The organism is Amycolatopsis sp. NPDC104587 (assembly GCF_055583645.1).
In genome coordinates this window covers 293186-318011 of sequence record NZ_JBVJNO010000008.1, presented here as the reverse complement: position 1 = coordinate 318011, position 24826 = coordinate 293186, and the positions used below count along the sequence as shown (strand labels likewise).

The following is a 24826-nucleotide window of genomic DNA, read 5'->3' as shown; positions in this document are numbered from 1 at the left end:
GGCCTAGGCTGTCGGGGTGGCCAAGATCGCGGTGACCCGATGGATTCCCGACGAGGCGGTGAAGCTGCTCGCCGAGGCGGGCGAGGTGGCGGTGTCCCCCGCCGACCGCCCGTTGACCTCCGAAGAGCTGCACGAGTTCGTGGCCGGCGCGTCGGCGGTGGTCGGCATGCTGCACGACCGGCTCGACGGCGCGCTGGCCGACGCCGCCGGGCCGGATCTCAAGGTGGTCGCGAACGCCGCCGTCGGCTACGACAACGTCGACGTCCCGGCGTTGGCCGAGCGCGGTGTCGTCGTCACCAACACGCCGGGTGTGCTCACCGAGGCCACCGCGGATCTCGCCTTCGGCCTGCTGCTCGCGGTCACGCGGCGCCTCGGCGAAGGGGAACGGCTGCTGCGCTCGCGGACGCCGTGGTCGTTCCACCTCGGTTTCCTGCTGGGCTCGGGACTGCAGGGCAAGACGCTCGGCATCGTCGGGCTCGGCGAGATCGGCCGGGCGGTGGCTCGGCGCGCCGAGGCGTTCGGCATGTCGATCGTCCATTCAGGACGGTCCAGCCGTGGATCCGTTACGTTTCAGGAACTCCTGGAACGCTCCGACGTCGTTTCACTGCATTGCCCGCTGACGCCGGAAACGCGGCACCTCATCGACGCCGCCGCGTTGCGCGCGATGAAACCCGGTGCCTACCTGGTGAACACGACCCGCGGCCCGGTCGTCGACGAGGCGGCGCTGGCGGACGCGCTCGAAGCCGGGGAGATCGCCGGCGCCGCGCTCGACGTCTTCGAGCACGAGCCCGACGTCGAGCCGCGGCTGCTCGGGCGCGACGACGTCGTGCTGAGCCCGCACCTCGGGTCGGCCACCGTCGAGACCCGCACCGCGATGGCCGTGCTGGCCGCCCGCAACGTCGTCGAAGTGCTCGGCGGGCGTGCCCCGCTGACGGAGGTGAAGCCGTGACCCGAGTCGTCATCGCGCCCGACAAGTTCAAGGGCAGTCTCACCGCGGTCGAGGCCGCGGAGGCGATCGCGCTGGGCGTGCGGGACGCGCTGCCGGACGCCGACATCGTCACCTGCCCCGTCGCCGACGGCGGTGAAGGCACGCTCGACGTGCTCGAAGCCGCAGGTGCGCGGATCGTCCGGCTGACCGTCCGCGGTCCGCTCGAGGCGGCGGTGAAAGCGTCGTACGCGGTGCTGGACGGCACTGCGTACATCGAGTCGGCGCGCGCGTGCGGGATCGAGTTCGTCGAGCCGAGCCCGGCGACCGCGCTGGCCGCGCACACCTGGGGGGTCGGCGAACTGCTCGGGGACGCGCTGATCCACGGCGCCCGCCGGCTCGTCCTGACGGTCGGCGGCACGGCCAGCACCGATGGCGGCGCCGGAATGCTGGGCGCGCTCGGCGCCGGGGTGCTCGACGCGTTCGGCGCGCCGGTCGGGCTCGGCGGCGGAACGTTGACGCGGGTCGCGTCGACCGAGCTGACGCCGGTGCGGGAACGGCTGGAGGGCGTGAGCGTCGCGGTCGCGACCGACGTCACGAACCCGTTGCTCGGCCCGGACGGCGCCGCGGCGGTGTTCGGGCCGCAGAAGGGCGCCGGCACGTCGGAAGTGACGGTGCTCGACGACGCTCTCGCGCGCTGGGCGCACGCGCTGCAGGTGGGTGGCGCCCCGGACGTCAGCCGGGTGCCGGGCGCGGGGGCCGGTGGCGGGGTCGCGGCCGGCGCGATCGCCGGGCTGGGCGCGACCGTGGAGTCCGGGTTCGACCTCATCGCCGGGCTGACCGGGGTCGACCAGGCGCTCGTCGGCGCCGACCTTGTCATCACCGGCGAGGGATCACTCGACGAACAGAGTCTCCACGGCAAGGCGCCGGCCGGGATCGCGGCGCGCGCGAGGCCGCGCGGGGTGCCGCTGATGGCGTTGGCGGGGCGGATCCAGCTCGACGAAGCCGGGCTGGCGAGCCTGGGCGTCGTCGCCAGCAGCGCGTTGATCGACCACGCGCCGTCGCTCGCCCACGCCCGCGCCCACGCGGCGGAACTGCTGCGGGTGCGGGCCGCGGTGCTCGTCAGCGCCTGGCGGCCCCGCTAGGCGAACGGGCCTTCCGCGGTGCGAAAGGCCCGTTCGCCGCGGTCAGCTCGTGTGCTGCGGCAAGACGGCGAAGGCGACTCCGCCGGCTTCGTCCTCCTGGACGTCGAGCACCTTGTCGTCGAGCAACGCCGCCGCCTGCGGTTCGAGGAAGACCTTCGGGCCTTCCTCGGCGCCGAGCACGCTGTCACCCTCGGTGGGTTCGGGGGCGACGGACAGCGCGAGCTGTGCGCTTTCGCCCTCGGCGTTCTGGACCGCCAGGCGGAGCCCGGCGTCCCCTTCGCTCTGGCTGGTCAATGCGGTGATCGCCTCGGCGGCGGCTTCGGTCACGGTCAGCATCTTCGGCCTTCCCTTCGTCGCGGTCCGATGCACTGGTGCCCCACGCTAGGGGCGGCCGTTCGGACGCGCAGTCTGAGCGGATCAGCCCTGCCGGGCCTGGCGGATGGCGTCCGCCACAGAGCCGCCGGCGTAGTCCGCCCGCTCCCCCGGATCGGGGTCGGCGTGCCGGTGCGGCACGTCGTCGTCCGGGGTCACCTGCTCGAAGTCCGCCGGGGCGTCCTCGACCGTTTCGTCGAGCTCGTCCGCCGGCGTCGCCGCGATCGGCCGGTCCGGGACCGGCTCGGGCTCGGTGTCCGGCTCCTCTTCGGCGAGGCGTTGCGCCATCGGCTCGCCTTCGCGGGCTTCGTTGGGCGTCGTGCCGAAGCGGTTGGCGGCGCTCCAGTGTTCAGGCGGCTCGACACCCTCTTCGAGCGGGTCGACGCGCAGCTCGTCCTCGTCCAGCGCCTCGCTGGGGCTCAGGCTTTCCGGTTCGGCCGAGTCACGGTCACTCACAGGGTTCTCCCGGCGCGTAGGCAGTAGGCATCGCCGGTGACCTACCCGAGGCGCCGGAGGGCGAAACCCCGGTGGTGTCGCCGGGATCACATTTCTTCAACGGGTTTAACATATTCACAAGTTTGTGAATGCGGAGTAGCTTCGGATCATGGCCACCACCAGGTGCGCACCGGAGCACCGGCTGCTCGCCACCGACCCCGACCGGCACCACGAGCTCGGCACGCACGCGGCGTGGTACGTCGTGGCCGGCGTGGTGACAACGGGCGTCCAGGCGGTCTTGTTCCTCCTGCTGCGCGACGAGCTCGGCTCCCAGGTCGCGAACCTGGTCGCGATCGCGCTGACGACGCTCGGCAACACCGAGTTCCACCGCCGTGTCACCTTCGCGGGACGGCAGAGCAACGCCGGCAAGCGGCACCTGCAGGACCTCTTGACGTTCGCCTTCTACGCCGGGTACGGCTCGGCGGTCCTGGCGATCCTCGACGCGGTCGTCGACCGGCCGACGTCGTGGGAGGAGACGGGCACGCTGCTGCTGTCCAGCCTGGTCGGCGGCTTCGTCCGGTTCGCGGTGCTGCGCTGGTGGGTGTTCGCGCACCGAGCCGAGGAGCCGGCTGCCCGCTAGCGTCTGCGGACGTGGCTGCAGAGGAGATCAGGCCCCATTCGGGCGGCGACGAGCCGGATTATCGATTCACGTTGGCCAACGAGCGCACGTTCCTGGCCTGGCTCCGGACGGCGCTGGGCCTGGTGGCCGGCGGCGTGGCGGTCCACCAGCTGGTCCCGGCCCCGGCGGCGGCGAGCGCGGTGCTGTCGGGGTTGTGCGTGGTGCTAGCGGCAGTGCTCGCGGCGACGGCGTATCCGCGGTGGCGGCGGGTGCAGATCGCGATGCGGGCCGGGGAGCCGTTGCCTCGGAGCTGGATGATCGTGGCGTTGACCGGCGGCTTGCTGGCCCTGATCGTGGCTGCGGCGGTCTTGCTGGTGGTGTCTTGAGCGGGGTTGAGCGGCCGGGTTGCGTGCCGCGAGGGTCGGCAGGCGTGTTTGGGGAGCCGACACGCGTGACTGAAGGGTCAACTCGCGTGATTGGAGGGGCAACACGCGTGACTGAAGAGGCAACACGCGTGACTGAAGGGGCAACACGCGTGACTGGAGGGGCAACACGCGTGACTGAAGGGTCAACTCGCGTGCCCGGACGGACGACTCGCGTGATTGGACAGTCGACACGCGTGCTTGAGGGGTCGACTCGCGTGTCTGGAGGGTCGACTCGCACGCCGGGAGGGGTCGGGTGGGTATCTGGGCGGGCGCCTGGCGCACCTGGATGGACGACGGCTGTCGTGGTGGTGCGGCCGGCCGGTGATCTCGCCACCGGAACTCGCGCCGGAGGGTCGGGCGGTTGCGGGGCTACTGGTGTCTCCGTAACTACACCAGGTGACCAGTGTTCAACGGCCACCGCGGACCCGAACCCCCGGACGACGGACCGTGAGCGACCCGCCCCGGGACGCTACCGCGCTCCCCGACTGCGGGCCGTTCGCGATTATTTCGGTTTCGGGGCCCGGCCGTGACCGCCCCCGCCGGGGCGCAGGCCGAGCGGACCGGGCTGGCCTGGCGGCGCACCGCCCTCGGGTCCGCCGCCTGCACTGCCCTTCTCCTTCACGCCGCCGCCCAGCACCACTGGGGCCTCGCTCTGGTCCCGGTGCTCTTCGCGGCTGCTACATCCGTGCTCCTCGCCGGCGTCGGTGTCCAGCGCGAACGGGCGCTGCGGGCACCCGAACCGCGGCCGCTTCACCCGGTCATGCCCGCCCTGGCGTCGCTCGCCGTCACGGTGACTGCCACTTCCGTGGTCATCCTCCACTGACGAGTGAACTCGGCACATCCTGAAACCGATTAATCGCAATGTGCGGCGTCGGGTCGCGGTAACATCACGGTCGCTCCTGCGAACGGGGTATTGGTCGTTGAAATCTGGACTGATCCGCCATCAGGTGCTTACGATTACCCAGCGTCGCACGGAACGCAGGTAAGGCCGGGTCTCCCGGAGTACCTGTCACCGAACGGTCACGGAGAGTGGAACCCCCGGCAGCGACGGTCGAGGGTCGGCCGGGGAGACGACTCATGACAGCACCGCCCAGGACCACCGAGCAGGCTTCCAGTGAGATTCACGATTATCGCACTCCGGAGTCACTGCCTCGGCCCAGCGGACGGCTCACCAAGGAGGACCTCGATCCTCTGGTGAAAGACGCGGGCGAGGGCAACCCCGCCGCGATCCACAACCTCCTCCAGATGATCGAGCCGGTCGTGGTCCGGTACTGCCGGGCGCGCATGGGCGGGCGCGACCTGTCGTACCTGTCCGCCGACGACGTCGCGCAGGAAGTCTGCCTCGCCGTCCTCAAGGCGCTCCCCGACTACCAGGACCGCGGGGGCTCCTTCCTCTACCTCGTCCACGCGATCGCGGCCAACAAGGTCGCCGACGCCTACCGCGCCGTCGCCCGGGACCGCTCGGAGCCCGTCCCCGAGCTCCCGGAGCGCCCGCTCGTCGGCAACGAGCCGGAGACGCACGCGCTCAGCCTCGACCTCGGCGCGCGCCTGGGCCGGCTGCTCGCGTCGCTCCCCCGGGTGCAGCAGGAGATCCTGACCCTGCGCATCGCCGTCGGCTTCTCCGCGCAGGAGACCGCCGAAGCGCTCGGGATCTCGCCGGGCAACGTGCGGGTCACGCAGCACCGGGCGCTGACGCGCCTGCGCGGCATGATCCGCGACGACGAGTTCTAGGCCATCACAGCCGCGGGCGGGGACACCTCTTTTACCCCCTGGAAGAGGTGTCCTCGCTCGCATCCACCGCGTAGACGCGCCGGGCGTTGTGCTCGAACACCGCCAGCCGCTCCGCGTCCGACAGCGAGCCCGTCAGTGCGATCGCCGCGTCCAGGACCAGCTCGTAGGACGCCGCCAGCTCGCAGACCGGCCAGTCCGAGCCGAACAGCACGCGCGACGGGCCGAACACCTCCAGCACGTGGTCGACGTACCGGCGCAGGTGCCCCACTTCCCAGCCCGACCAGTCCGCGGCCGTGACCAGCCCGGACAGCTTGCACACGACGTTCTCGCGCGCGGCCAGCGCCGCCACCCCGGACGCCCACGGCTCCCATTCCCCCGACGCGATCGGGGGCTTCGCCGCGTGGTCGAGCACCAGCCGCAGCTCCGGCTGCCGCAGCGCCAGCTCGGCCGCCGCGGGCAGCTGGGCGGTGCGCACCAGCAGGTCGTAGGTCAGGCCGGCCGACGCCAGCGCGTTCAGGCCCGCCACGACGCCCGGGCGCAGCAGCCAGTCGTCGTCCGGCTCGTCCTCGACTTGGTGGCGGAGGCCGACCAGCGGTCCGCGCTCGCGCAACGCCGCCAGGCGGTCGGCGAGGTCCGGTGCGGTGAGGTCGGCCCAGCCGACCACCCCCGCGACCACGGGTTCCGCCACCGCCGTCGCCAGGAACTCCTCGGTCTCTTCGGCCGAGGACACCGTCTGCACCAGCACTGTCGCGTGGACACCCGCCGCCTTCGTCACCGCGCGCAGGTCGTCGACGGTGTACGGGCGGCGGATCGGGTCCATCGCCGCCCCCGCCATCCACGGGTACTCGCGCCGCGACGGGTCCCAGAGGTGGTGGTGGGCGTCGATCATGAGACTCCTTCGGCGATCACGACGTCGGCGCGCAGCAGGCCCGCGTCGACCAGCTCCGTCCACAGCTCCGGCGGCACGACCGCCCGCGCTCGCCGGGCGTTCACGCTCACCTGCTCCGGATCATGCGCGCCGACGACCACCGACGCCACCGCCGGATGCGCGATCGGCAGCGCGAGCGCGGCTTCCGGCAGCTCGACCCCGTGGCGCGCGCAGACCGCCGCGATCCGGGCGGCCCGCTCGACCAGCTCCGGCGGCGCTTCGGCGTAGTCGTAGACGCGGCCCGGTTCGGCCGTGGCCAGGATGCCGCCGTTGAACGCGCCGCCGATGACCACGCGAACGCCACGATCGAGGCAGAGCGGCAGCAGCTCGTCCAGCGCGGGCTGATCGAGCAGCGTGTAGCGCCCCGCCACCAGCAGCACGTCGAGCTCGGTCCGGCGGACGAACTCGGTGAGCATCGGCGCCTGGTTCATCCCGGCGCCGAACCCGCCGATCACGCCCTGCTCCCGCAGCTCGCGCAACGCCGGGAAGGCGCCGCGAAGGGCTTCCTCGAAGTGGTCGTCGGGGTCGTGGACGTACACGACGTCGACGCGGTCCAGCCCCAGCCGGACCAGGCTGTCCTCGATCGAGCGCAGGACGCCGTCACGGCTGAAGTCCCACCGGCGCTGGTACGCGGCCGGGACGGCGAAGCCCTGGTCGTCCTGGGCGCCGGCGCCGCCGGGGTTCGGCTCGAGCACGCGCCCGACCTTCGTCGAGAGCACGTACTCGTCGCGGGGAAAGGACCGCAGGGCCGCGCCGAGCCGGGTCTCCGACAGGCCGAGGCCGTAGTGCGGCGCGGTGTCGAAGTACCGGATGCCCTCGTCCCACGCGCGGCGCACGGTCGCGGCCGCGGTCTCGTCGGTGATCGCGTGGTAGAGGTTGCCCAGCTGCGCGCAGCCGAGCCCGAGCGGGGACAGTTCCAACGCCGTCACTCCTTCACCGGCAGTTCCCAGACCAGCCCGATGCCGGTGTCGTCGCCGGAGTAGTCGTCTTCGACGGCCAGCAGCTCGGCCATCCTGGCCTGCCACGGGACGTTGGCGGGGTGGTCCCGCAACGCCGCCCGCATCGCCGCGTAGTCGTCGACTTCGACGACGTGAAAGAGGTCGAGACCGTTACGCCAGATCCGCCAGCTGCGGACACCGGCTTCGCGCAGGGCCACGTCCAGCTCGGGCGGGATGACCGCGTGGACGGACTCGTACTCGGCCTCCTTGCCGGGCTTGAGCCGGGTATGGAGCGCCACCACTCTTTTGGAGTCACAGTGCGGTTCGCGTTGGTGGGTCATCACCACTCCTTGGCCGGGACATGGCACGCTGGGGAGGAACACCGAAACATCCGAGGTCTGTTGCAGGGAGGGCGGACAGATGCCCGTCACCGATGTCGCGATCGACAAGATCAAGGACATGATCATCTCCGGCGAGCTGGCGCCGGGCGACCGGCTGCCGAAGGAGGCCGAGCTGGCCCAGCGGCTCGGGCTCTCGCGCAGCTCCCTGCGGGAGGCCGTGAAGGCGTTGTGCCTGATCAGGGTGCTCGACGTGCGCCAGGGCGACGGCACCTACGTCACCAGCCTCGAGCCGAACCTGCTGCTCGACGCGATGACGTTCGTGGTCGACTTCCACCGCGACGACACCGTGCTCGACTTCCTCGCCGTGCGCCGGATCCTCGAGCCGGCCGCGACCGCGCTGGCCGCGTTGCACATGAGCGACGACGACATCACCGAGCTGGGCGCGCTGCTCGGCGAGCTGGAGGACTCGCCGACCGTCGAGGCGCTGGTCGCCAACGACCTGCAGTTCCACCGCAAGATCGCCGACGGCTCCGGCAACCCCGTGCTGTGCTCGCTGCTCGACAGCCTCTCCGGCCCGACGGCCCGCGCCCGCATCTGGCGCGGCCTCACCCAGGAGGGCGCGGTCGCGAAGACGCGCGAGCAGCACACGGCGATCTACGAGGCCATCGCCTCGCGCGAGCCGGAGCTGGCGCGCTCGTGGGCGACCGTGCACGTCGCGGGCGTCGAGCAGTGGCTGCGCAACGCCCTGGGCACCGCGGACGACCCGACGGTGCCCGATGCGGACGACGGGCCGGCCGCGGAAGCCTCCTGACAGTGATCCGATGATCACGGAGTGACCATCAGGTCTGGGGCTTTCCGCCCGCGTACCGGGCGATGATCAGCGCGACCAGGATGATGGCGCCGTAGATGGCCCCCTGCCACTCCGCCGTCACGTGCGCGTAGTTGAGCAGGCTGGACACCGACGACAGCAGCAGGACGCCGGTGAGGGCGCCGATCAGCGTGCCCTTGCCGCCGTCGAGCGAGACACCGCCGATCACTGCCGCCGCGAACACCTGCAGGATCAGCCCGGAGCCCTGGTTGGCGCCCAGCGCGCCGACATAACCCGTGTACGCCAGCCCGCCGATCGCGGCGAGGATCCCGGCGACGACGAACACCGCCCACGCGATCCGGTCGACGCGGACACCGGCCGCCCGCGCGGCTTCGCGGTTGCCGCCGATCGCGTAGAGCGCCCGGCCGACGCGGTGGTAGCGCAGCACCCAGCCGGCGACCGCGAACAGCGCCGCGGCCAGCCACACCGACATCGGCAGCCCGAGGAACGTCGTGGTCGCCAGGTTGGTGAACGAGTCCGGCAGGTTGAACAGCGTCTTGCCCTTGGTCGACCCGACCTGGACACCGCGCAGCACGGTGAGCATGGCGAGGGTGACGATGAAGGCGTTCAGCTTCAGCTTCACGATCAGGAAGCCGTTGAGGAACCCGACCAGGGCCCCGCACAGCGGGATCACCAGCAGGCCGATCGCGGCGGGCAGCTCGACGCCGAAGCCGGCCGACGCCGCCGGGATCACGACCATCGCGCCGAGCGCCGGCGCCAGGCCCATCGTGGATTCCAGGGACAGGTCGAACTTCCCGGTGATCAGCACGAGCGACTCGCCGAGCACGACCAGCGACAGCGCCGCCGACGCGGTCAGGATGCTGACGATGTTGCTCCAGCCGACGAAGGTGTCGTCGACCAGGCCGCCGATCACGAAGACGACGACCAGGGCGGGCAGCAGCGCGAGCTCACGCAGCCAGCCGGCTTTGCGGCGCCGGGGTGGTGCGGGCAGCTCCGTCTGCGGGGAGGTCATCACGTCGGTCACGAAAGCTCGACTCCTTCGATGTCGGCCACGAGGTCGCCGTCGGACCACCCGGCCTGGTGCTCGGCGACCACGGCTCCGGCGCGCAGCACCAGGACCCGGTCGCTCAGGCGCAGGTCGTCCAGCTCGTCGCTGACGATCAGCACCGCCTTGCCCTCGGCGCGCACCCGGTCCACGACCGCGAGCAGCGCCTCCTTCGACTTCACGTCCACGCCCGCGGTCGGGTTGATCAGCACCACGACCCGCGGGTCGCCGGCCAGGGCCCGCGCGAGGACGACCTTCTGCTGGTTGCCGCCGGACAGGTCGGACACCGGCTGCTCGGCGCTCGCCGCGACGATGTCGTAGTCCTTCAGCGCCTGGGACGCCTTCGCGAACCGCGTCTTCGGCGACGCCAGCCCGCCGCGGCCCATCTTGTCCAAGATGGACAGCGTCGTGTTGTCCATGATCGGGTGCTCCAGCACCAGGCCTTCGTGGTGCCGGTCCCTGGGCACGCAGCCGATCCCGGCCCGCAGCGCCGCCGGGATGTCGCCCGGCGGCAGCGGCTTGCCGTCGACCCGGACCGTGCCCGCGGACGGCGTCCGCAGGCCGTAGACCGTCTCGGCGACCTGGTGCTTGCCGCTGGCGTTGCTGCCCGCGAGCCCGACGACCTCGCCGCGGTGGAGCCGGAACGAGACGTCGGCGAAGCCGTCGCCGGAGAGGCCGTCGACCGTGAGGATCTCGGCGGCGTCCGCCTCCAGCGACTCACGTGTGCTGGCGTCGCGGACGGACAGCCCGCCCGGTTCGCCGGTCATCGCGTCGACCAGCTGGGCCCGGCCGACCTCGGCGACCGGCGCGGTCAGGACGTGCTTCGCGTCGCGCAGCACCGTGACGGCCTGGCAGACCTCGTACACCTCGTGCAGGTGGTGCGAGATGAACAGGAACGTCACGCCGTTCGCCTGCATCTGCCGCATCCGCTCGAAGAGCCGCTCGATGGCCTGCTTGTCCAGCTGCGCGGTCGGCTCGTCGAGCACGATGAACCGGGCGCCGTAGGACAGCGCGCGGGCGATCTCGACGAACTGCCGGTCCTCGACCGACAGCTCGCCGGCGGGCGTGTCGACGTCGACGTGCACGTCCCACGAGTCGAGCAGCTCGCGCGCCTTGCGGCGCAACGACTTCCAGCCGATGGCGAACCCGCCGCCGGCCTGCCGGTTGAGGAACAGGTTCTCGGCGACCGTGAGCTGCGGGACGACCATCGCGTGCTGGTAGACGCAGGCGACCCGCGCCTTCCAGTCGTCCTGTTTGGACAGCGGCGGGGCCGGCTCGCCGCCGAACTCGACGTGCCCGGTGTCCGTCGCGGACAGACCGGTGAGGATGGTGACGAGCGTCGACTTGCCGGCCCCGTTGCGCCCGACGAGCGCGTGCGACTCGCCGGGGTGCACGGTGAGACTGACGTCGTCCAGGGCCACGGTGGGGCCGTAGCGCTTCCCGACTCCTACGGCGCTGACCACCGGGACGGCGGGTTCGCCGGCGGGCAGCGCGGTCACAGGTTGTTCCCCCACAGGGCCTTGTCGTCCACGTTGTCCTTGGTGATGACGGGCGCGGGCAGCTGGTCCTCGAGGATGCCGGGGCTGATCTCGACGATGGTGCTGTTGTGGTCGGTCGGGCCCGGCTTGAACGTCTCGCCCGCCATGGCCTTCTTCAGCCAGTACAGGCCGTACTTCGCGTAGGCGTCGGCCGGCTGGGACACGGTGGCGTCCAGCTCGCCGGCGCGGATCGCGGCCAGCTCCTGCGGGATGCCGTCGTTGGACACGAGCACGATGTGCTTCGGGTCGCCGACCGGGAAGGAGAGGTTCTTGCGCTTGAGCGCCTGCTGGGTCGGGGCCAGGTAGACCCCGCCGGCCTGCATGTAGACACCCTTGATGTCCGGGTTCGCCGTCAGCATGCTGTCCAGGCCGGAGGACGCCTTGTCGGCCTTCCACTCGGCCGGGATGTCCAGCACCTGGATGCCCGGGTACTTCTGCGTCATGCAGGCCTTGAAGGCCTCCGAGCGGTCGCGGCCGTTGACCGAGGCGAGGTCACCCTGGATCTGCACGACCTTGCCGGACTTGACCTTCTCACCGATCGCGTCACACGCCTTGGTGCCGTAGGCCTTGTTGTCGGCGCGCACCACCATGGCGACCTTGCCGCTTTCGGGGGCGACGTCGACGGCGACGACCGGCACACCCTTGTTCTCGGCCTGCTTGAGCCCGGCGACGATGGCCGCGGAGTCCAGCGGCGTCACGACCAGGCCCTTGACCCCCTGGTTGAGGAAGGTGCCGATGTCGGTGATCAGCTTGGCCGGGTCGCTGTCGGCGTTGACCGTCGGGAGGACGTCGACGCCCTCGGACTTGGCCATCTGCGGGACGTAGTTGTTGTAGGCCTGCCAGAACGGCGAGGTCAGCAGCGGCAGGGTCGCGCCGACCTTGCCGCCGGGGTTGCCGCCGCCCGCCGCGGGCGCCGACGCATTGTCCTTAGTGGACCCGCAGGCGGCCAGTACCAGGCCGCAGACGGTGGCCGTCGCGGCCACCTGGATCACCTTCGTGCGCACCGCATCCTCCTTGATGACAGCGGAAATCAAGTCTTACCGGGGTGGGACCGGACCGCGCGGGCGCAGGCCGTACATGCCACCGTCGACCGCGAGCGCGGTGCCGGTGGTCGAAGCCGAGAGGGGGCCGGCGAGGTAGACGATCGCGTTCGCGACCTCGTCGGCGGTGACCAGCCGGCCCATCGGCTGGCGCGCCGCGAGGGCCGCGCGTTCGGCCGCCGGGTCTTCGGCGGCGTCGAGCAGGCGGCCGACCCAGGGGGTGTCCGCCGTTCCGGGGCACACGCAGTTGACGCGGATGCGGTCGGGCAGGTGGTCGGTCGCCATGGCCAGGGTCAGCGAGAGCACCGCGCCCTTGCTGGCCGAGTAGAGGGCGCGGTTGGGCAGGCCGGCCCAGGCCGCGATGGAGCAGGTGTTCACGATCGCCGCGGACGGCGAGTTCTTGAGGTGCGGCAGCGCGGCCCGGGCGAGCCGGACCATGCCGACGACGTTGACGTCGAACACGCGGTGCCACTCGTCGTCGTTGTTGGCCGTGACGTCGCCCTGCGCGCCGATCCCGGCGTTGTTGACCAGGATGTCGAGCCGCCCGAAGCGTTCCACGACGGTGTCGATCGCGGCGCGGACTTCGTCGTCGGAGGAGACGTCACAGCGGATGCCGTCGTCGCCCGGCTTCAGGTCGAGGACCGCCACCCGCGCGCCGCGCTCGGCCAGCAGGTCCGCGGCCGCCTTGCCGATGCCCGAGGCGCCTCCGGTGACGGCGGCCACCAGGCCCTCGAATTCACTCACTTGCGGTCTCCGTCCACTCAGGACCGTCCGGGAAGCGGAACCGGCGCAGCGTGGCGTCGTGCATGCGCGCGGAGAACCCGGGGACGGTCGGGGCGAGGTACCGGCCGCGTTCGACGACGGCCGGGTCGGTGAAGTGCTCGTGCAGGTGGTCGACCCACTCGATCGAGCGGTCCGCGTCGGTGCCGGACACCGCCACGAAGTCGAACATCGACAGGTGCCGGACCAGCTCGCAGAGCCCGACACCGCCGGCGTGCGGGCACACCGGCACGCCGAACTTCGCGGCCAGCAACAGGATCGCCAGGTTCTCGGTGAACCCGCCGACCCGCGCGGCGTCCAGCTGCAGCACCGAAATCGCGTTCGCCTGCAGCAGCTGCTTGAAGACCACGCGGTTCTGGACGTGCTCACCGGTGGCGATCTTGATCGGCGCCAGCGCTTTCGCGATGGCCGCGTGCCCGAGGACGTCGTCGGGCGACGTCGGCTCCTCGATCCAGTACGGGTCGTACGGCGCGAGCTCGGTCATCCAGTCGACCGCGGCTTGGACGTCCCAGCGCTGGTTGGCGTCGACGGCGATGCGGATGCCGTCCCCGACCGTCTCGCGGGCCAGCTTCATGCGGCGGACGTCGTCCTCGAGGTTGCCGCCGACCTTCAGCTTGATCATGTCGAAGCCGTCCGCGACGGCCTGTTCGGCCAGCCGCACCAGCTTCGCGTCGGCGTACCCGAGCCAGCCGGGGGACGTGCTGTAGGCGCGGTAGCCGTCGGCTTCGAGCCGTTTCGCCCGTTCGGCGCGGCCGGGTTCGGCGGCACGCAGGATCTCCAAGGCTTCGGCCTCGGTGAGCGCGTCACTCAGATAGCGGAAGTCGACGAGGCTGACGAGCTCTTCGGGTGTCATGCGCGCGGCGAACTTCCAGACCGGCAGGTTCGCGCGGCGCGCGGCGAGGTCCCACGCGGCGTTGACCACCGCCCCGACGGCCATGTGCGCGACGCCCTTTTCCGGGCCCAGCCAGCGGAACTGCGAGTCGCCGACGAGCGTGCGCGAGAGGGCGCCGAGCGCGGCCGCGTCCTCGGGCACCGCACGGCCGACGACGTGCGGGGCGAGCGCGCGGATCGCGGCGGCCTGGACGTCGTTGCCGCGGCCGATGGTGAACGCGAGGCCGTAGCCGTCCGGGCCGCCGTCGGTGTGCAGCACGACGTACGCGGCCGAGTAGTCCGGGTCGGGGTTCATCGCGTCGGAGCCGTCGAGCTCCTTCGACGTCGGGAACCGGACGTCGAGGACCTCCATGCCGATGATCTTCGCCATGGTCAGGCCTGCCTCGCGGTCTGGCGCTGCCGGCCGAGCCCGTCGATCTCCAGCTCGACCACGTCGCCGTCGCGCAGGTACGGCTTCGGGTCGGGCTGCCCGAGCGCGACCCCTTCCGGGGTGCCGGTGTTGACCAGGTCGCCGGGGCGCAGCACCATCACCTGGCTCAGGTGGTGGATGATCTCGGCCACGGAGAAGATCATGTCCTTGGTGCTCGAGTCCTGCTTCTTCTCGCCGTTGACCCAGAGGCGGAGGCCGAGGTCCTGCGGGTCGGGCACCTCGCTCGCCGGGACGAGCCCCGGGCCGAGCGGGTTGAAGTTCTCGCACGACTTGCCCTTGTCCCACTGCGCGGTCCGGAACTGCAGCGCGCGCTCGGAAACGTCGTTGGAGACGACGTAACCGGCGACGTGACCCAGGGCTTCGTCAACGTTGTCGAGGTAGCGCGCGGTCTTCCCGATGACGACGCCGAGCTCGACCTCCCAGTCGGTGCTGACCGACCCGCGCGGGATGAGGACGTCGTCGGCCGGGCCGACCACGACGTCCGGCGCCTTCATGAAGACGACGGGCTCGGTCGGCGGGGTCGCGCCGGTCTCCTCGGCGTGGCGGCGGTAGTTCATGCCGATGCAGACGACCTTGCCGGGCTGGGCGATCGGCGAGCCGACGCGGAGGCCGTCGACGTTCTCTTCCGGCAGCTCCCCGGCGGCTAGCGCGGCGGCCACCCGGGCGACGCCGCCTGCCGCGAGGAACCCGCCGTCGATGTCGGCGGTCAGGCCGCTCAGGCCGTAGGTCGTGCCGTTGCCGGCCCGCACGAACGGACGCTCACTACCCGGCTCCCCGAGGCGCACAAGCTGCACGGATATTCCCTTCACCGCTCGACCAGACATCCGATGTATATCGCAGTCTCGACCCTCGATCCAGAGCCACCGCCCAATCGGCCGGAAATTGATCGGATCAGTACCGGTTCAGTGCTCGTTTGAGCACGGGGTGTCACCGCTCACAGCCGGAATAGCGCAGGTCACCGCGTCGCTGGTCGGAGACAGGGACCCGAGGAGGCGCATGACCACCACGTCGGAAAGTACCGCGACGAGCAGGCGGACGCAGGTGAAGTTCGTCCTCGTGCTGGGTGGTCTCTCGGCCTTCGGGCCGCTGTCGATCGACATGTACCTGCCCGCGCTGCCACGGATGGCGGCCGACCTCCACGCGGCGGACACCACCGTCCAGCTGACGCTCAGCGCGTTCATCGCCGGGCTCGCGATCGGTCAGCTGGTGCTCGGGCCGCTGTCGGACGCGCTGGGCCGCCGTCGCCCGCTGCTGGTGGGGCTGGTGCTGTACGTCGTGGGGTCGGTGCTGTGCGCGGTGAGCCCGGACGCGTGGCTGCTGGTCGCGGCGCGGGGTGTGCAGTCCCTCGGCGCGGCGGCGGGCATCGTGATCGCGCGGGCGACCGTGCGGGACCTGTTCTCCGGCACCGCGATGACGAAGTTCTTCTCGACGTTGATGCTGGTGAGCGGGCTGGCCCCGATCCTGGCGCCGCTGATCGGCGGGCAGCTGCTGAACTGGACGTCGTGGCGCGGGGTGTTCGTCGTGCTGACGGCGTTCGGCGCGCTGCTGCTGGCCGTGGTGGTGTTCGCCTTCCCGGAGCCGTCTTCCTCGCGGTCGCCGGCGCGGCTCGGCCAGGTGATGCGGACCTACGGGCGGCTGGCGCTGGACCGGTCGTTCGCGGGGTACGCGCTGGCGTCCGGGCTGCTGTTCGCGTCGATGTTCGCCTACATCTCGGGTTCGTCGTTCACGCTGCAGGGTGTGTACGGGCTGAGTCCGCAGGCGTACAGCGTGGTGTTCGGCGTCAACGGCGTCGGCATCGTCCTGGCGGGGCAGCTCAACGGCCGGCTGGTGGGGCGCGTGCCCGAGCGGGCCCTGCTTCTTTCGGGACTAGTGCTGGGCGTCTTCGGCGGGTCCGCGACGCTGGTTTCGGCGTTCTTCCACGCACCGTTGGTTTTGCTGCTGGTGTCGTTGTTCCTGCTGGTGTCGAGCATCGGGCTGGTGATGCCGAACGCGAGCTCGCTGGCGCTGGCGGCCCACGCGCGGTCGGCGGGGGCGGCGTCGGCGTTGCTGGGGGTGCTGCAGTTCGTGGTGGGCGCGGTGGCGACGCCGCTGGTGGGGCTGGGCGGGCCGGGGACCGCGGTGCCGATGGCCGCGACGATCGCGGGGTTCGCGGTGCTGGCCCTGGTGGCTTATCTGGCGCTGACCCGCCCGGCTACTTCCTGAGCAGCCGCTCCAGCTCTTCACCGGCCGGTTCGTGCCCGGCGTCGGCGATCCGCTGCAGCCCCAGGAGGTCGTTTTCGGCGACCGCACGCCGGGTCAGGAGCTCCCCGGCGTGGTCGCAGCCTTCGTCGAGCAGTTCGCTCAGCTCCTCGACGTCGCCGCGGGCGTCGGCGAGGTCGGCCAGGCGGTCGAGCGCGGTCTCGTTGCCCTCGTCAGCGAGCGCGCGCAGGGTTTCGTGGTCGGTCATGCTTCCATCGTGCAACCTTGCCCCAGGGGCAACGTCAAGTGCGACGATGGCGGGGTGCTCACCATCGGACAGCTCGCCGGGTACGTCGGGGTGACGACCAAGACGATCCGCGTCTACCACGCGAAGGGGCTCCTCCCCGAGCCCCCGCGCGACGCGTCCGGCTACCGCCGCTACGGCGCGGCCGACGCCGTGGAGCTGATCAAGATCCGGACGCTCGCCGAGGCCGGGGTGCCGTTGGCGCGGATCCGCGAGCTGCGTTCCGGCGGCGGGCTCGCCGAGGCGTTGCGGCAGATCGACGAGGACCTGTCCGCGCGGATCCGCGGCCTGCGGGAGACGCGCTCGCGGCTGCGGCAGCTCGGGGATGGTTCGTTGTCGGCGCTGCCTGCCGACGTTGTGGAGTTTCTGTCGCGGATGCGCGATCTGGGGTTCAGTGAGCGATGGGTGGCGTTGCAGAACGACCTGTGGCTGCTGGTGTTCGCGACCCACCCGGCGACGGCTCGCGTCTCGTTCGAGGACCAGTCGTCGATGCTGGCCGATCCGGCGTTGCTCGCGATCGTGCTCGAGTACGACGGGGTGCACGATCTCGACCCGCGGGACCCCCGGGTGGACGCGTTGGCCGAGCGGCTCGTCGCGGCGACTCGTGAGCGGTATGGCGCGGAGTTGCCTGCGTACGACCAGGGTTCGGCGATTCCGGCGTTGGTGCAGGGCGCGGTCAATGCGTCGTCGCCCGCTTGGCGGCGGCTCGACGGTCTGCTCCGCGAAAGGCTCAGGTGAGCGACGCCAGATCCGCCGTCTTGAGCTGTTCCGCCGTCACCTTCACCCGGCCGTCCACCAAGGCGCTCAACGCATCCCCGTCGTCCCACACGTTGACGTTCATCGCTGCCGACACTTCGCCGTCGCGCAGCCAGAACGCCGTGAACTCGCGGGAACCCAGGTCCCCTCGGACCACCAGCTCGTCCGACTCCGGATCCGCCAGACCGCGGTACTCACACCCCAGGTCGTACTGGTCCGTGAAGAAGTACGGCGAGGCGAGGAACGGCTCGTTCTCCCCCAGCAGGTTCTGCGCCACGTGCGTGCCCTGCTCCTTCGCGTTCGACCAGTGCTCCACGCGGATGCGACGGCCGTACCGCGGGTGGAAGTGGGCCGCGATGTCGCCCACCGCGTAGACGTCCGGGGCCGCCGTGCGCAGGCCCGCGTCCACGCACACGCCGCCGTCGTCGGACAGCTCCAGGCCCGCCGTGTGGGCCAGCTCGACCCGGGGGGCCGCGCCGACCGCCACCAGGACCACGTCCGCCGTCAGCTCGTCGCCGCCGCTCAGGCGGACGCCGCGGACGCCCGTGGGACCGCCCGTGATCTCCGTGACCTGCTCGCCCAGCCGCCAGTGCACACCCTTCTCCGTGTGCAGGTCGCGGAACACCCCGCCGACCGTCTCGCCGATGACCGTCGCCAGCGGCACCGCGACCGGGTCGACGACCGTCACCTCCGCGTTGTGCGTGCGGGCCGCCGCCGCGGCTTCCGAGCCGATCCAGCCGGCGCCGATGATCACCACGCGCTCGGCCTCGGCGAACGCCGAACGCAGCTTGAGCGAGTCGTCGAGGCTGCGCAGCGTGTACAGCCCGGGGAGGTCGCCGCCGGGGACCGGCAGGGACCGCGGCCGGGAACCCGTCGCCAGCACCAGCCGGTCGTAGCGGTGCTCGCCGCCCGCGTCGTCCAGGACCAGGCGAGCGCCCAGCTCGACGCGGGTCGCCGTGACGCCCGGGGTGAACCGGATGTCCTTGTCCGCGTAGAACTTCTCCTCGTGCACCCAGTCCGGCTCGTCGGTGGAGCCCAGCAGCACGCCCTTCGACAACGGCGGCAGCTCGTACGGCCGGTGCGGGTCCGAGCCCATCAGGAGGACTTCGCCGGTGTAGCCGCGCTCGCGCAACGCGGCCGCGGCGGACGCCCCGCCCAGACCCGCTCCGACGACGACGATCTTGCGCGGCTCCGACATCCTGACCTCCCACGGTGACGACGGTTCGTGCCGCGGACGCTACTCCCGAACCCGCCGGGCCACATCTCTTCGCGCGGGCCCTACGCCGGAAGTCCGCGAACCGCAAGGGGAAACCCGCGAGTAGGCAGATCGGGTGAACCGGCGTCATGACCTTCCGGCGCCCGGCTCCCACCCCCGCACGGAGCACGACCGCCAACGAAGAAAACGGAGGGTGGCGACCATGAGTCGGGGCGAATGGTCGGTCGGCTGCCGGGATCTGGCCGGCAGGCGAAGGGACGTCACGGTGTTCGTCAGCAACGACAAGGTGGTGCTGGTCGCGCCGCCGGGTGAGGCCGCGGTGCTCGGGCCGCTGGACGTCGGACGGCTGCGTGCCGCCCTGCGTGACGCCATCGTCGCGACGGCCGACGAGACGGCCCAAACCTGACAACTATCGTTCCTACTTTCCAGTAGGTTAGAGTCGGCCCACGACGGAAGGGACCGGCCATGACGACCTACTTCGTGACGGGCGCGACGGGCTTCATCGGGAAACGCCTGGTCGCCCGGCTGCTGCGGCGGCCGGAGACGACCGCGGTGTACGCGCTGGTGCGGGAGACCTCCCGGGGACGGCTCCAGGCGCTCGCCCACGGCTGGGCGGGCGCGGACAAGCTGCACCCCGTGGTCGGCGACCTCGGCGAACCGCGGCTCGGCGTCGACCCGGCCGGGCTGGGGCACCTCGACCACGTCGTCCACCTCGGCGCGGTCTACGACCTCACCGCCGGCGAGGAGGCCAACCGGCGCGCGAACGTCGAGGGCACCCGGCACCTGCTCGCTTTCGCCTTGGCCGCGGAGGCGGGCCTGGTGCACCACGTGTCCTCGATCGCCGTCGCGGGGGACCACGCCGGGCGGTTCACCGAGGCCGACTTCGACCTCGGCCAGCACTTCGGCTCGCCGTACCACGCGACGAAGTTCCAGGCCGAGAAGCTGGTGCGCGAGCAGCCGGTGCCCTTCCGCGTCTACCGGCCGTCCGCGGTCGTCGGCGACTCGCGCACCGGTGAGATGGACAAGGTCGACGGCCCGTACTACTTCCTGCCCGCCATCTCCCGGCTGGCGGCGCTGCCCCGCCGGATCCCGCTCGCCGCGCCCGACCTCGGCGCGACCAACCTCGTGCCGGTCGACTACGTCGTCGAGGCGATGGAGCACCTGATGCACCGCGACGCGCCGTCCGGGGCGACCTACCACCTCGCCGCCGCGCGGCCGCAGTCGCTGAACTCCGTCTACAACGCCTTCGCGCGTGCCGCGGGCGGGCCGGTGATCCGGGCCGTGCTGCCCGCGAAGCCGTCGAACGTGCTGCGGCGCGCGGGCGCCCGGCTCGCGCACGCGGCCGCCGCCGGGGTCGACCGGGTGCCCGGCGGCCGGGCCGCGCGGGCCGCCGTCCTCGACGAGCTGGGTGTCCCGCTCGAAGTGCTCCCGCACCTGACCCTGGACGTCGTCTTCGACACCGCACGCACGACCACGGCGTTGTTCGGCAGCGGGATCGAGCTGCCCGAGCTGCGCGACTACGCGGCGCCGCTCTACCGGTACTGGCGGGCCCACCTCGACCCCGACCGCGCCCGCCGCGCCCACGGCCTGGCCGGGCGCACCGTGCTGGTCACCGGCGCGTCGTCCGGGATCGGCCGGGCGTCCGCGCTCGCCGTGGCCGGCAAGGGCGCGAAGGTGATCCTCGTGGCCCGCCGCGCCGACGAGCTGGAGGAGGTGCGCGCCGAGATCACCGCGGCCGGCGGGCTCGCCGCGGCGCACCCGTGCGACCTCACCGACGGCGACGCCGTCGACGCGCTGGTCAAGGACGTGCTCGGCGAGCACGGCGCGGTCGACATGCTGGTGAACAACGCCGGCCGGTCGATCCGGCGCTCGGTTTCCCTGTCCACGGAACGGTTCCACGACTACGAGCGCACGATGGCCATCAACTACTTCGGCCCGGTGCGGCTGATCCTCGGGCTGCTGCCGTCGATGGCGGAGCGGCGGTTCGGCCACGTCGTCAACGTGACCACCATGGGCCTGCAGACCGACACCCCGCGCTTCTCGGCGTACCTCGCTTCCAAAGCGGCGCTGGAGGAGTTCGGGCTGACGGCCGGGCGCGAGACGCTGTCGGACGGGGTCACCTTCACCTCGGTGCGGATGCCGCTGGTGCGGACGCCGATGATCGCGCCGACCGACTACCGCGGCCTCCCGGCGAGCAGCCCGGAACGCGCGGCGGCGCTCGTGGTCAAAGCCCTGGAGGAACGGCCGGAGATCCTGACGCTGCCCGAAGGCCGCGCCGCCGAGCTGGCGACGCTCGCGACACCGCGGCTCGCCCGGTTCACCGCGCACCTCGCGTACCGGGCGACGCGGGAGTCCGCGCCGGAAGCGCGCGGCCTGCCCCGCCGGCCCGCGCCGGCGTCCGTCGCGGCGGCGGTGACCCGCCTGATCTGGCGCCGCCGTGCCTGAAGTCCGCACGTTCGCCGGTAACACTGGCCGCGCGGGGACGGCTCCTCTTACCCTCGCGCCAGCGCCGTTCACCGGAACGGGGCTCGGGTGAACTGGGGAGTTCGGATGTCGGAAATCAGCACTGGGGACCGGCCGGCGGTCGCGGACCAGACCGCCGCCATCGGCACGGCACGGGCCACGACCGGGTGAACCTCAAGCGCCCCAAGGCGGCCTTGGTTGCGTTAGACGCACCGAAGGCCGCCTTGGGTGCGTCAGACGCACCGAAGGCCACCTTGGGGCGCTCCCTGGTGGTGCGGTCTCCGCCCGGGGTGACCTCGGCCGCTACCATCGCTTCCCGGGTGTGATCGGGAGCGGAAGGCGGGCGGGCGTGGACGTGGCGAGTCCTGCGCGCGCCGCCGCCTCCGAGCCGGGGCCCGCCGTCGTGAAACCGGGCCGGCCGCTGCTGCGCTGGAGCGTCCACGCCGCCTGGGTCGCCGCCCTCGCCCTGGCCACCGAACTGCGTGTCGGCCGCTTCGGGTTCCACCCCTCCGACCAGGGGTTCATCCTCGCCCAGGCCTGGCGGGTGCTGCACGGCGAAGTCCCGCACGCCGAGATCATCTCGGCCCGTCCGCTCGGGTCCGCGGTGCTGCACGTCGTCGACTACGCGCTGCCGATGCCGCTGTTCTTCGGCTCCAGCTTCCTGTCCATGGTCGAGATCATCGTGGCGACGATCGCCTTCGCCGCGCTGGTCACCCGCCGCCGGGTGCTGGACTGGGGCCCGGGCATGACGGCGATGGTCGCGGCGGCGTCGCTCATCAACCTCAACGCCTTCCCGCTGATGGCCTGGCACACCGTCGACGGCATCGCGCTCACCGCGTGCGGCGCCTGGGCGCTGGACGCGGGCCTCGGCAAGGACCGTGCCTTCGCCCGCCGCGGCGGGCTGGTCCTCCTCGGCTGCGCGGTGTTCGTCAAGCAGAGCTTCGCACTGGCCGCGGTGATCGGCGTGCTGTGGCTGCTGCTGCACCCGGCGACGCGGGACGGCGCGCTGCGGACCGCGCGCTGGTGGCGGCGGCTCGTCTTCGACCTCCTCGCGCTCGGCGCACCCGGGCTGGCCTACGTGGCCTGGGTGAGCCTGGGCGGCGGGTTCTCGGAGATGGTCGAGCAGCTGACCGGCGGCGTGCCCGCGTACGGCGAGCGGCTGCTCGGGCTCTGGCTCGAAGACCCGGAAGTGCTGACGCAGGCACCGTTCCGGGAGCTGAGCTTCTTCGCCGCGATCGCCGTCGTGCTGCTGGCCGTCCGGCTGCCCGGCGACCGGCTCGGCGCGGCCGGGCGGGCGGCGTCCTGGGTGCTCGTGCTGGCCGGCGCGGCCGCGGTCGTCTGGACGGTCGTCGACGGGCGGTTCACCGGCTCCTCGCGCTGGGCGGACGTGCTGTGGTGGATCGTCGCGGTCAGCGTGCCGGTGAACGCGGCCGTGCGGCGGCGGGTGCCGTGGGCCGGGCTGCTGGTGCTCGCCACCGGCTTCATGACCAGCCTGTCCTGGGGCAACGACACGCCGACGCTGCTCACCGGCACCCTCGCGCTGACGGCGTTGCTGCTGCTGAGCCACCTCGTCCCGCCGCGGCCGCGGCTGGCCCGGCGCTGGGTGACCGCGACGGCGGGCCTGACGGCGGTGGTCGTCTGCGGCTGGGTCGTCGTCGCGCGGCACGACCAGGCGGCCTACCTCGACCTCGGGCACGACCAGCTGACCGGCGACCTCGGCGACGTCAGCCCGGCGATGGCCGGCATCCGCACGAACCCGTCGACCTACCGGTACGTCCGGCAGATCCACGACTGCCTCGACCGCTTCCCGGCGGCGCGGACGGCGGTCCTGCCCGACAACCCGTTCGCCTACCCGGCGTTCCGCCTGCACAACCCGTTCCCGCTGGAGTGGCCGCTGCCGCTGGAGATCGTCGGTGACGCGCCCGCCCGGATGCTCGAGACGGCGGACGCGCTGAACCGCGAGGGCGGCTACCTGGTGCTGTTCCAGACCGTGCCGACCCGGCTGCTGGCGACGGGCGGCCCGGTGCCGGAGTCGGTGCCGGCCGACACGCCGGTGTTCGACTACCTGGGGCTGGAGAAGGCGCTCCAAGCCCGGCTGACCGGCCGCGTCGTGACCTGCGGCAGCTTCGTCGGCAAGTACGCGCCCTAGTCGACGCCGACGTCGTCCGGGCTGCCGTTCGCCAGCCCGGCCAGCACGTCCAGGGCCGGGCCGAGGATCTCCGCCGGCGGCGCCGAAACGGCGATCCGCACCGCGTTCGGCGCGTGGCCGGGCAGCACCGCGAACGCCGCCGCCGGGGACAGCGCGATCCCGCGGCGCGCGGCCGCCGCGACGAACGTCTCGGCCCGCCAGCGCTCCGGCAGCTCCCACCAGCGGTGGTAGGACGCCGCGTCGCCGCGCAGGCCGGGCAGCTTCTCCGCCACGACCACCGCGCGTGTGGCGGCGTCACGGCGTTTCGCGGCTTCGACCTCGGCGAGGGTGCCGGTCACGATCCACTGCGTCGCCGCTTCGACGGAGAAGCGCGACGCGGCCCAGGCGCCCGAACGCACCGACGACGCCAGCCGCGGCGTCCACGAAGGCGGGGTCACCAGGAACCCCGCGGTGAGCCCGGGGGCGACGCGCTTGGACAGGCTGTCGACGAAGACCGTCCGCTCCGGCGCGTAGGCGGCGAACGGCCGGACGTCGTCCCGCAGGAACGTGTAGATGCCGTCTTCGATCACGGGCAGGTCGAGCCGCGTGACGACGTCGGCGAGCTCCTGACGGCGTCGCGCGGGCATCGTCGTGCCGAGCGGGTTGTGCAGGGTCGGCTGGACGTACAGCGCGCGCACCGGCCCGGCCGCGACGAGCGCTTCCGGCACCAGGCCGTGCTCGTCGGTCTCGACGGGCACCAGCTCGACACCGAGCCGCGACGCGACACCCTTGACCACCGGGTAGGTCAGCGCCTCGACCGCGAGCCGCTCCCCCACCGGCACGAACGCGGCGATCGCCGCCGCGATCGCCTGGCGGCCGTTGCCGGTGAACAGCACGCTCGCCGGGTCGGGCCGCCAGTCGTCCCGGGTGAGCAGGGAAGCCGCCGCGTCGCGAGCCGCCGGGGTGCCCGCGGCGCCGATCGGGTGCAGGGCCGCGGTGAGGACGTCGGCGCGCAGCAGCGGTTCGAGCGCCTTGGCCAGCCGCGCGGACTCGCCGGGCAGGACGGCGAAGTTGAGCTCGAGGTCGACCCGGGCGTCCCCCGGCTCGGCGAGCGCGGGTTCGGGCGGCGGTTTCGCGGCCCGGACGAAGGTGCCCCGGCCGACCTCGCCGACGGCCAGGCCACGCCGGACGAGCTCGCCGTAGACGCGGGAGGCGGTCGAGTTCGCGATGCCGCGCTGCCGTGCGAACCGGCGCTGCGGCGGAAGCCGGTCCCCGGGCCGGAGACGGCCGGCCTCGATGTCGGCGGCGAGGGCGTCCGCGACGACGCGGTAGTCGTCCATGTCCACCTTCGCTTCCCGCCCGGAACGCC

At 72.2% G+C, this 24826-nt stretch carries 26 protein-coding genes; 12 read left to right on the top strand and 14 right to left on the bottom strand.

All coding sequences use genetic code 11. From position 1 onward, the window contains the following. Window positions 1-16 precede the first annotated feature (16 nt). Both ACZ61C_RS26495 and ACZ61C_RS26490 read left to right on the top strand, forming a co-directional pair. Complete coding sequence (locus tag ACZ61C_RS26495) at window positions 17-949, top strand: 2-hydroxyacid dehydrogenase (RefSeq protein ID WP_465310516.1); 933 nt, start codon at window positions 17-19, stop codon at window positions 947-949. Continuing rightward, window positions 946-2070 carry a glycerate kinase gene (locus tag ACZ61C_RS26490; RefSeq protein WP_465310515.1) on the top strand — a complete coding sequence of 375 codons (1125 nt, stop codon included), beginning with the start codon at window positions 946-948 and terminating at the stop codon, window positions 2068-2070. The genes ACZ61C_RS26495 and ACZ61C_RS26490 overlap by 4 nt, the downstream gene beginning before the upstream one ends. A gap of 42 nt (window positions 2071-2112) precedes the next feature. On the opposite strand, the gene ACZ61C_RS26485 is transcribed toward ACZ61C_RS26490, so the two are convergent. Further along, the gene (locus ACZ61C_RS26485) at window positions 2113-2406 is read right to left on the bottom strand and encodes an iron-sulfur cluster biosynthesis family protein (RefSeq protein WP_465310514.1); all 294 of its coding nucleotides are present in this window, start codon (window positions 2404-2406) and stop codon (window positions 2113-2115) included. Window positions 2407-2487: 81 nt separating this feature from the next. Next, complete coding sequence (locus tag ACZ61C_RS26480; protein WP_465310513.1) at window positions 2488-2898, bottom strand: hypothetical protein; 411 nt, start codon at window positions 2896-2898, stop codon at window positions 2488-2490. Between the two features lie 148 nt (window positions 2899-3046). On the opposite strand from ACZ61C_RS26480, the gene ACZ61C_RS26475 reads away from it, so the two are divergent. The 4 genes from ACZ61C_RS26475 (at window position 3047) to shbA (ending at window position 5652) form a co-directional block, all read left to right on the top strand. Further along, window positions 3047-3517: a GtrA family protein gene (locus ACZ61C_RS26475; protein ID WP_465310512.1), complete on the top strand. Its 471-nt coding sequence runs from the start codon at window positions 3047-3049 to the stop codon at window positions 3515-3517. Window positions 3518-3528: 11 nt separating this feature from the next. Continuing rightward, a complete protein-coding gene (locus tag ACZ61C_RS26470) occupies window positions 3529-3882 on the top strand; it encodes a YidH family protein (RefSeq protein ID WP_465310511.1) in 354 nt (117 codons plus the stop codon). Window positions 3883-4447: 565 nt separating this feature from the next. Next, on the top strand, window positions 4448-4744 hold the full coding sequence (locus tag ACZ61C_RS26465; RefSeq protein WP_465310510.1) for a DUF202 domain-containing protein: 297 nt from the start codon (window positions 4448-4450) through the stop codon (window positions 4742-4744). A gap of 254 nt (window positions 4745-4998) precedes the next feature. Further along, the gene (gene shbA, locus ACZ61C_RS26460) at window positions 4999-5652 is read left to right on the top strand and encodes an RNA polymerase sigma factor ShbA (protein WP_465310509.1); all 654 of its coding nucleotides are present in this window, start codon (window positions 4999-5001) and stop codon (window positions 5650-5652) included. A 31-nt stretch (window positions 5653-5683) separates the two neighbouring features. Here the strand turns inward: shbA and ACZ61C_RS26455 are convergent, their stop codons facing one another. From ACZ61C_RS26455 to ACZ61C_RS26445, 3 genes are read right to left on the bottom strand one after another with little or no spacing between them, the layout of a single operon-like run. After that, window positions 5684-6541 carry an amidohydrolase family protein gene (locus tag ACZ61C_RS26455; RefSeq protein WP_465310508.1) on the bottom strand — a complete coding sequence of 286 codons (858 nt, stop codon included), beginning with the start codon at window positions 6539-6541 and terminating at the stop codon, window positions 5684-5686. Further along, window positions 6538-7509 (bottom strand): aldo/keto reductase, encoded by a 972-nt coding sequence (locus tag ACZ61C_RS26450; RefSeq protein ID WP_465310507.1) that lies wholly within the window; start codon window positions 7507-7509, stop codon window positions 6538-6540. Before ACZ61C_RS26450 ends, ACZ61C_RS26455 begins: the two co-directional genes overlap by 4 nt. Beyond that, window positions 7506-7859 carry an L-rhamnose mutarotase gene (locus ACZ61C_RS26445; protein ID WP_465310506.1) on the bottom strand — a complete coding sequence of 118 codons (354 nt, stop codon included), beginning with the start codon at window positions 7857-7859 and terminating at the stop codon, window positions 7506-7508. Before ACZ61C_RS26445 ends, ACZ61C_RS26450 begins: the two co-directional genes overlap by 4 nt. A gap of 79 nt (window positions 7860-7938) precedes the next feature. Between ACZ61C_RS26445 and ACZ61C_RS26440 the strand changes: the two genes are divergently transcribed. Next, entirely contained in the window at window positions 7939-8670 is a 732-nt protein-coding gene (locus ACZ61C_RS26440) for a FadR/GntR family transcriptional regulator (protein ID WP_465310505.1), read from the top strand. Between the two features lie 28 nt (window positions 8671-8698). Here ACZ61C_RS26440 and ACZ61C_RS26435 read toward each other — a convergent pair whose 3' ends face one another. Genes ACZ61C_RS26435 through ACZ61C_RS26410 form a run of 6 tightly spaced genes read right to left on the bottom strand, consistent with a single transcriptional unit; the run spans window position 8699 to window position 15206 of the window. Beyond that, on the bottom strand, window positions 8699-9712 hold the full coding sequence (locus ACZ61C_RS26435) for an ABC transporter permease (protein ID WP_465310504.1): 1014 nt from the start codon (window positions 9710-9712) through the stop codon (window positions 8699-8701). Further along, entirely contained in the window at window positions 9709-11232 is a 1524-nt protein-coding gene (locus tag ACZ61C_RS26430) for a sugar ABC transporter ATP-binding protein (protein WP_465310503.1), read from the bottom strand. Before ACZ61C_RS26430 ends, ACZ61C_RS26435 begins: the two co-directional genes overlap by 4 nt. After that, complete coding sequence (locus tag ACZ61C_RS26425; RefSeq protein ID WP_465310502.1) at window positions 11229-12275, bottom strand: sugar ABC transporter substrate-binding protein; 1047 nt, start codon at window positions 12273-12275, stop codon at window positions 11229-11231. Before ACZ61C_RS26425 ends, ACZ61C_RS26430 begins: the two co-directional genes overlap by 4 nt. Before the next feature lie 33 nt (window positions 12276-12308). Further along, on the bottom strand, window positions 12309-13055 hold the full coding sequence (locus ACZ61C_RS26420; RefSeq protein ID WP_465310501.1) for an SDR family NAD(P)-dependent oxidoreductase: 747 nt from the start codon (window positions 13053-13055) through the stop codon (window positions 12309-12311). Then, entirely contained in the window at window positions 13048-14352 is a 1305-nt protein-coding gene (locus ACZ61C_RS26415; RefSeq protein WP_465310500.1) for an enolase C-terminal domain-like protein, read from the bottom strand. The genes ACZ61C_RS26420 and ACZ61C_RS26415 overlap by 8 nt, the downstream gene beginning before the upstream one ends. A 2-nt stretch (window positions 14353-14354) precedes the next feature. Then, entirely contained in the window at window positions 14355-15206 is an 852-nt protein-coding gene (locus ACZ61C_RS26410) for a fumarylacetoacetate hydrolase family protein (protein ID WP_465310499.1), read from the bottom strand. Between the two features lie 202 nt (window positions 15207-15408). Here ACZ61C_RS26410 and ACZ61C_RS26405 point away from each other — a divergent pair, with 202 nt between their 5' ends. Next, a complete protein-coding gene (locus ACZ61C_RS26405; protein ID WP_465310498.1) occupies window positions 15409-16614 on the top strand; it encodes a multidrug effflux MFS transporter in 1206 nt (401 codons plus the stop codon). On the opposite strand, the gene ACZ61C_RS26400 is transcribed toward ACZ61C_RS26405, so the two are convergent. Next, window positions 16604-16858 carry a hypothetical protein gene (locus tag ACZ61C_RS26400; RefSeq protein WP_465310497.1) on the bottom strand — a complete coding sequence of 85 codons (255 nt, stop codon included), beginning with the start codon at window positions 16856-16858 and terminating at the stop codon, window positions 16604-16606. The two genes, ACZ61C_RS26405 and ACZ61C_RS26400, sit on opposite strands and share 11 nt — an antisense overlap. A 54-nt stretch (window positions 16859-16912) precedes the next feature. Between ACZ61C_RS26400 and ACZ61C_RS26395 the strand changes: the two genes are divergently transcribed. Next, window positions 16913-17632, top strand: a complete 720-nt coding sequence (locus ACZ61C_RS26395) for a MerR family transcriptional regulator (protein ID WP_465310496.1) — start codon at window positions 16913-16915, stop codon at window positions 17630-17632. Here the strand turns inward: ACZ61C_RS26395 and ACZ61C_RS26390 are convergent. Continuing rightward, a complete protein-coding gene (locus ACZ61C_RS26390; RefSeq protein ID WP_465310495.1) occupies window positions 17625-18848 on the bottom strand; it encodes an NAD(P)/FAD-dependent oxidoreductase in 1224 nt (407 codons plus the stop codon). The genes ACZ61C_RS26395 and ACZ61C_RS26390 overlap by 8 nt on opposite strands. Before the next feature lie 220 nt (window positions 18849-19068). Here ACZ61C_RS26390 and ACZ61C_RS26385 point away from each other — a divergent pair, with 220 nt between their 5' ends. The 3 genes from ACZ61C_RS26385 (at window position 19069) to ACZ61C_RS26375 (ending at window position 23478) form a co-directional block, all read left to right on the top strand. Then, window positions 19069-19272 carry a hypothetical protein gene (locus tag ACZ61C_RS26385; protein ID WP_465310494.1) on the top strand — a complete coding sequence of 68 codons (204 nt, stop codon included), beginning with the start codon at window positions 19069-19071 and terminating at the stop codon, window positions 19270-19272. Between the two features lie 59 nt (window positions 19273-19331). After that, entirely contained in the window at window positions 19332-21311 is a 1980-nt protein-coding gene (locus ACZ61C_RS26380) for an SDR family oxidoreductase (protein WP_465310493.1), read from the top strand. Between the two features lie 367 nt (window positions 21312-21678). Further along, window positions 21679-23478 (top strand): hypothetical protein, encoded by a 1800-nt coding sequence (locus ACZ61C_RS26375; RefSeq protein WP_465310492.1) that lies wholly within the window; start codon window positions 21679-21681, stop codon window positions 23476-23478. On the opposite strand, the gene ACZ61C_RS26370 is transcribed toward ACZ61C_RS26375, so the two are convergent. Next, the gene (locus ACZ61C_RS26370; RefSeq protein WP_465310491.1) at window positions 23475-24797 is read right to left on the bottom strand and encodes an aminotransferase-like domain-containing protein; all 1323 of its coding nucleotides are present in this window, start codon (window positions 24795-24797) and stop codon (window positions 23475-23477) included. The genes ACZ61C_RS26375 and ACZ61C_RS26370 overlap by 4 nt on opposite strands. Between the last annotated feature and the right edge of the window lie 29 nt (window positions 24798-24826).

Excerpts from the sequence above, each read along its gene's own strand:
- ACZ61C_RS26485 (WP_465310514.1), bottom strand. The coding sequence starts at position 2,406 with ATGCTGACCGTGACCGAAGCCGCCGCCGAGGCGATCACCGCATTGACC.
- ACZ61C_RS26475 (WP_465310512.1), top strand. The coding sequence starts at position 3,047 with ATGGCCACCACCAGGTGCGCACCGGAGCACCGGCTGCTCGCCACCGAC.
- shbA (WP_465310509.1), top strand. The coding sequence starts at position 4,999 with ATGACAGCACCGCCCAGGACCACCGAGCAGGCTTCCAGTGAGATTCAC.
- ACZ61C_RS26455 (WP_465310508.1), bottom strand. The coding sequence starts at position 6,541 with ATGATCGACGCCCACCACCACCTCTGGGACCCGTCGCGGCGCGAGTAC.
- ACZ61C_RS26445 (WP_465310506.1), bottom strand. The coding sequence starts at position 7,859 with ATGACCCACCAACGCGAACCGCACTGTGACTCCAAAAGAGTGGTGGCG.
- ACZ61C_RS26440 (WP_465310505.1), top strand. The coding sequence starts at position 7,939 with ATGCCCGTCACCGATGTCGCGATCGACAAGATCAAGGACATGATCATC.
- ACZ61C_RS26415 (WP_465310500.1), bottom strand. The coding sequence starts at position 14,352 with ATGGCGAAGATCATCGGCATGGAGGTCCTCGACGTCCGGTTCCCGACG.
- ACZ61C_RS26405 (WP_465310498.1), top strand. The coding sequence starts at position 15,409 with ATGACCACCACGTCGGAAAGTACCGCGACGAGCAGGCGGACGCAGGTG.
- ACZ61C_RS26400 (WP_465310497.1), bottom strand. The coding sequence starts at position 16,858 with ATGACCGACCACGAAACCCTGCGCGCGCTCGCTGACGAGGGCAACGAG.
- ACZ61C_RS26390 (WP_465310495.1), bottom strand. The coding sequence starts at position 18,848 with ATGTCGGAGCCGCGCAAGATCGTCGTCGTCGGAGCGGGTCTGGGCGGG.
- ACZ61C_RS26385 (WP_465310494.1), top strand. The coding sequence starts at position 19,069 with ATGAGTCGGGGCGAATGGTCGGTCGGCTGCCGGGATCTGGCCGGCAGG.
- ACZ61C_RS26380 (WP_465310493.1), top strand. The coding sequence starts at position 19,332 with ATGACGACCTACTTCGTGACGGGCGCGACGGGCTTCATCGGGAAACGC.
- ACZ61C_RS26370 (WP_465310491.1), bottom strand. The coding sequence starts at position 24,797 with ATGGACGACTACCGCGTCGTCGCGGACGCCCTCGCCGCCGACATCGAG.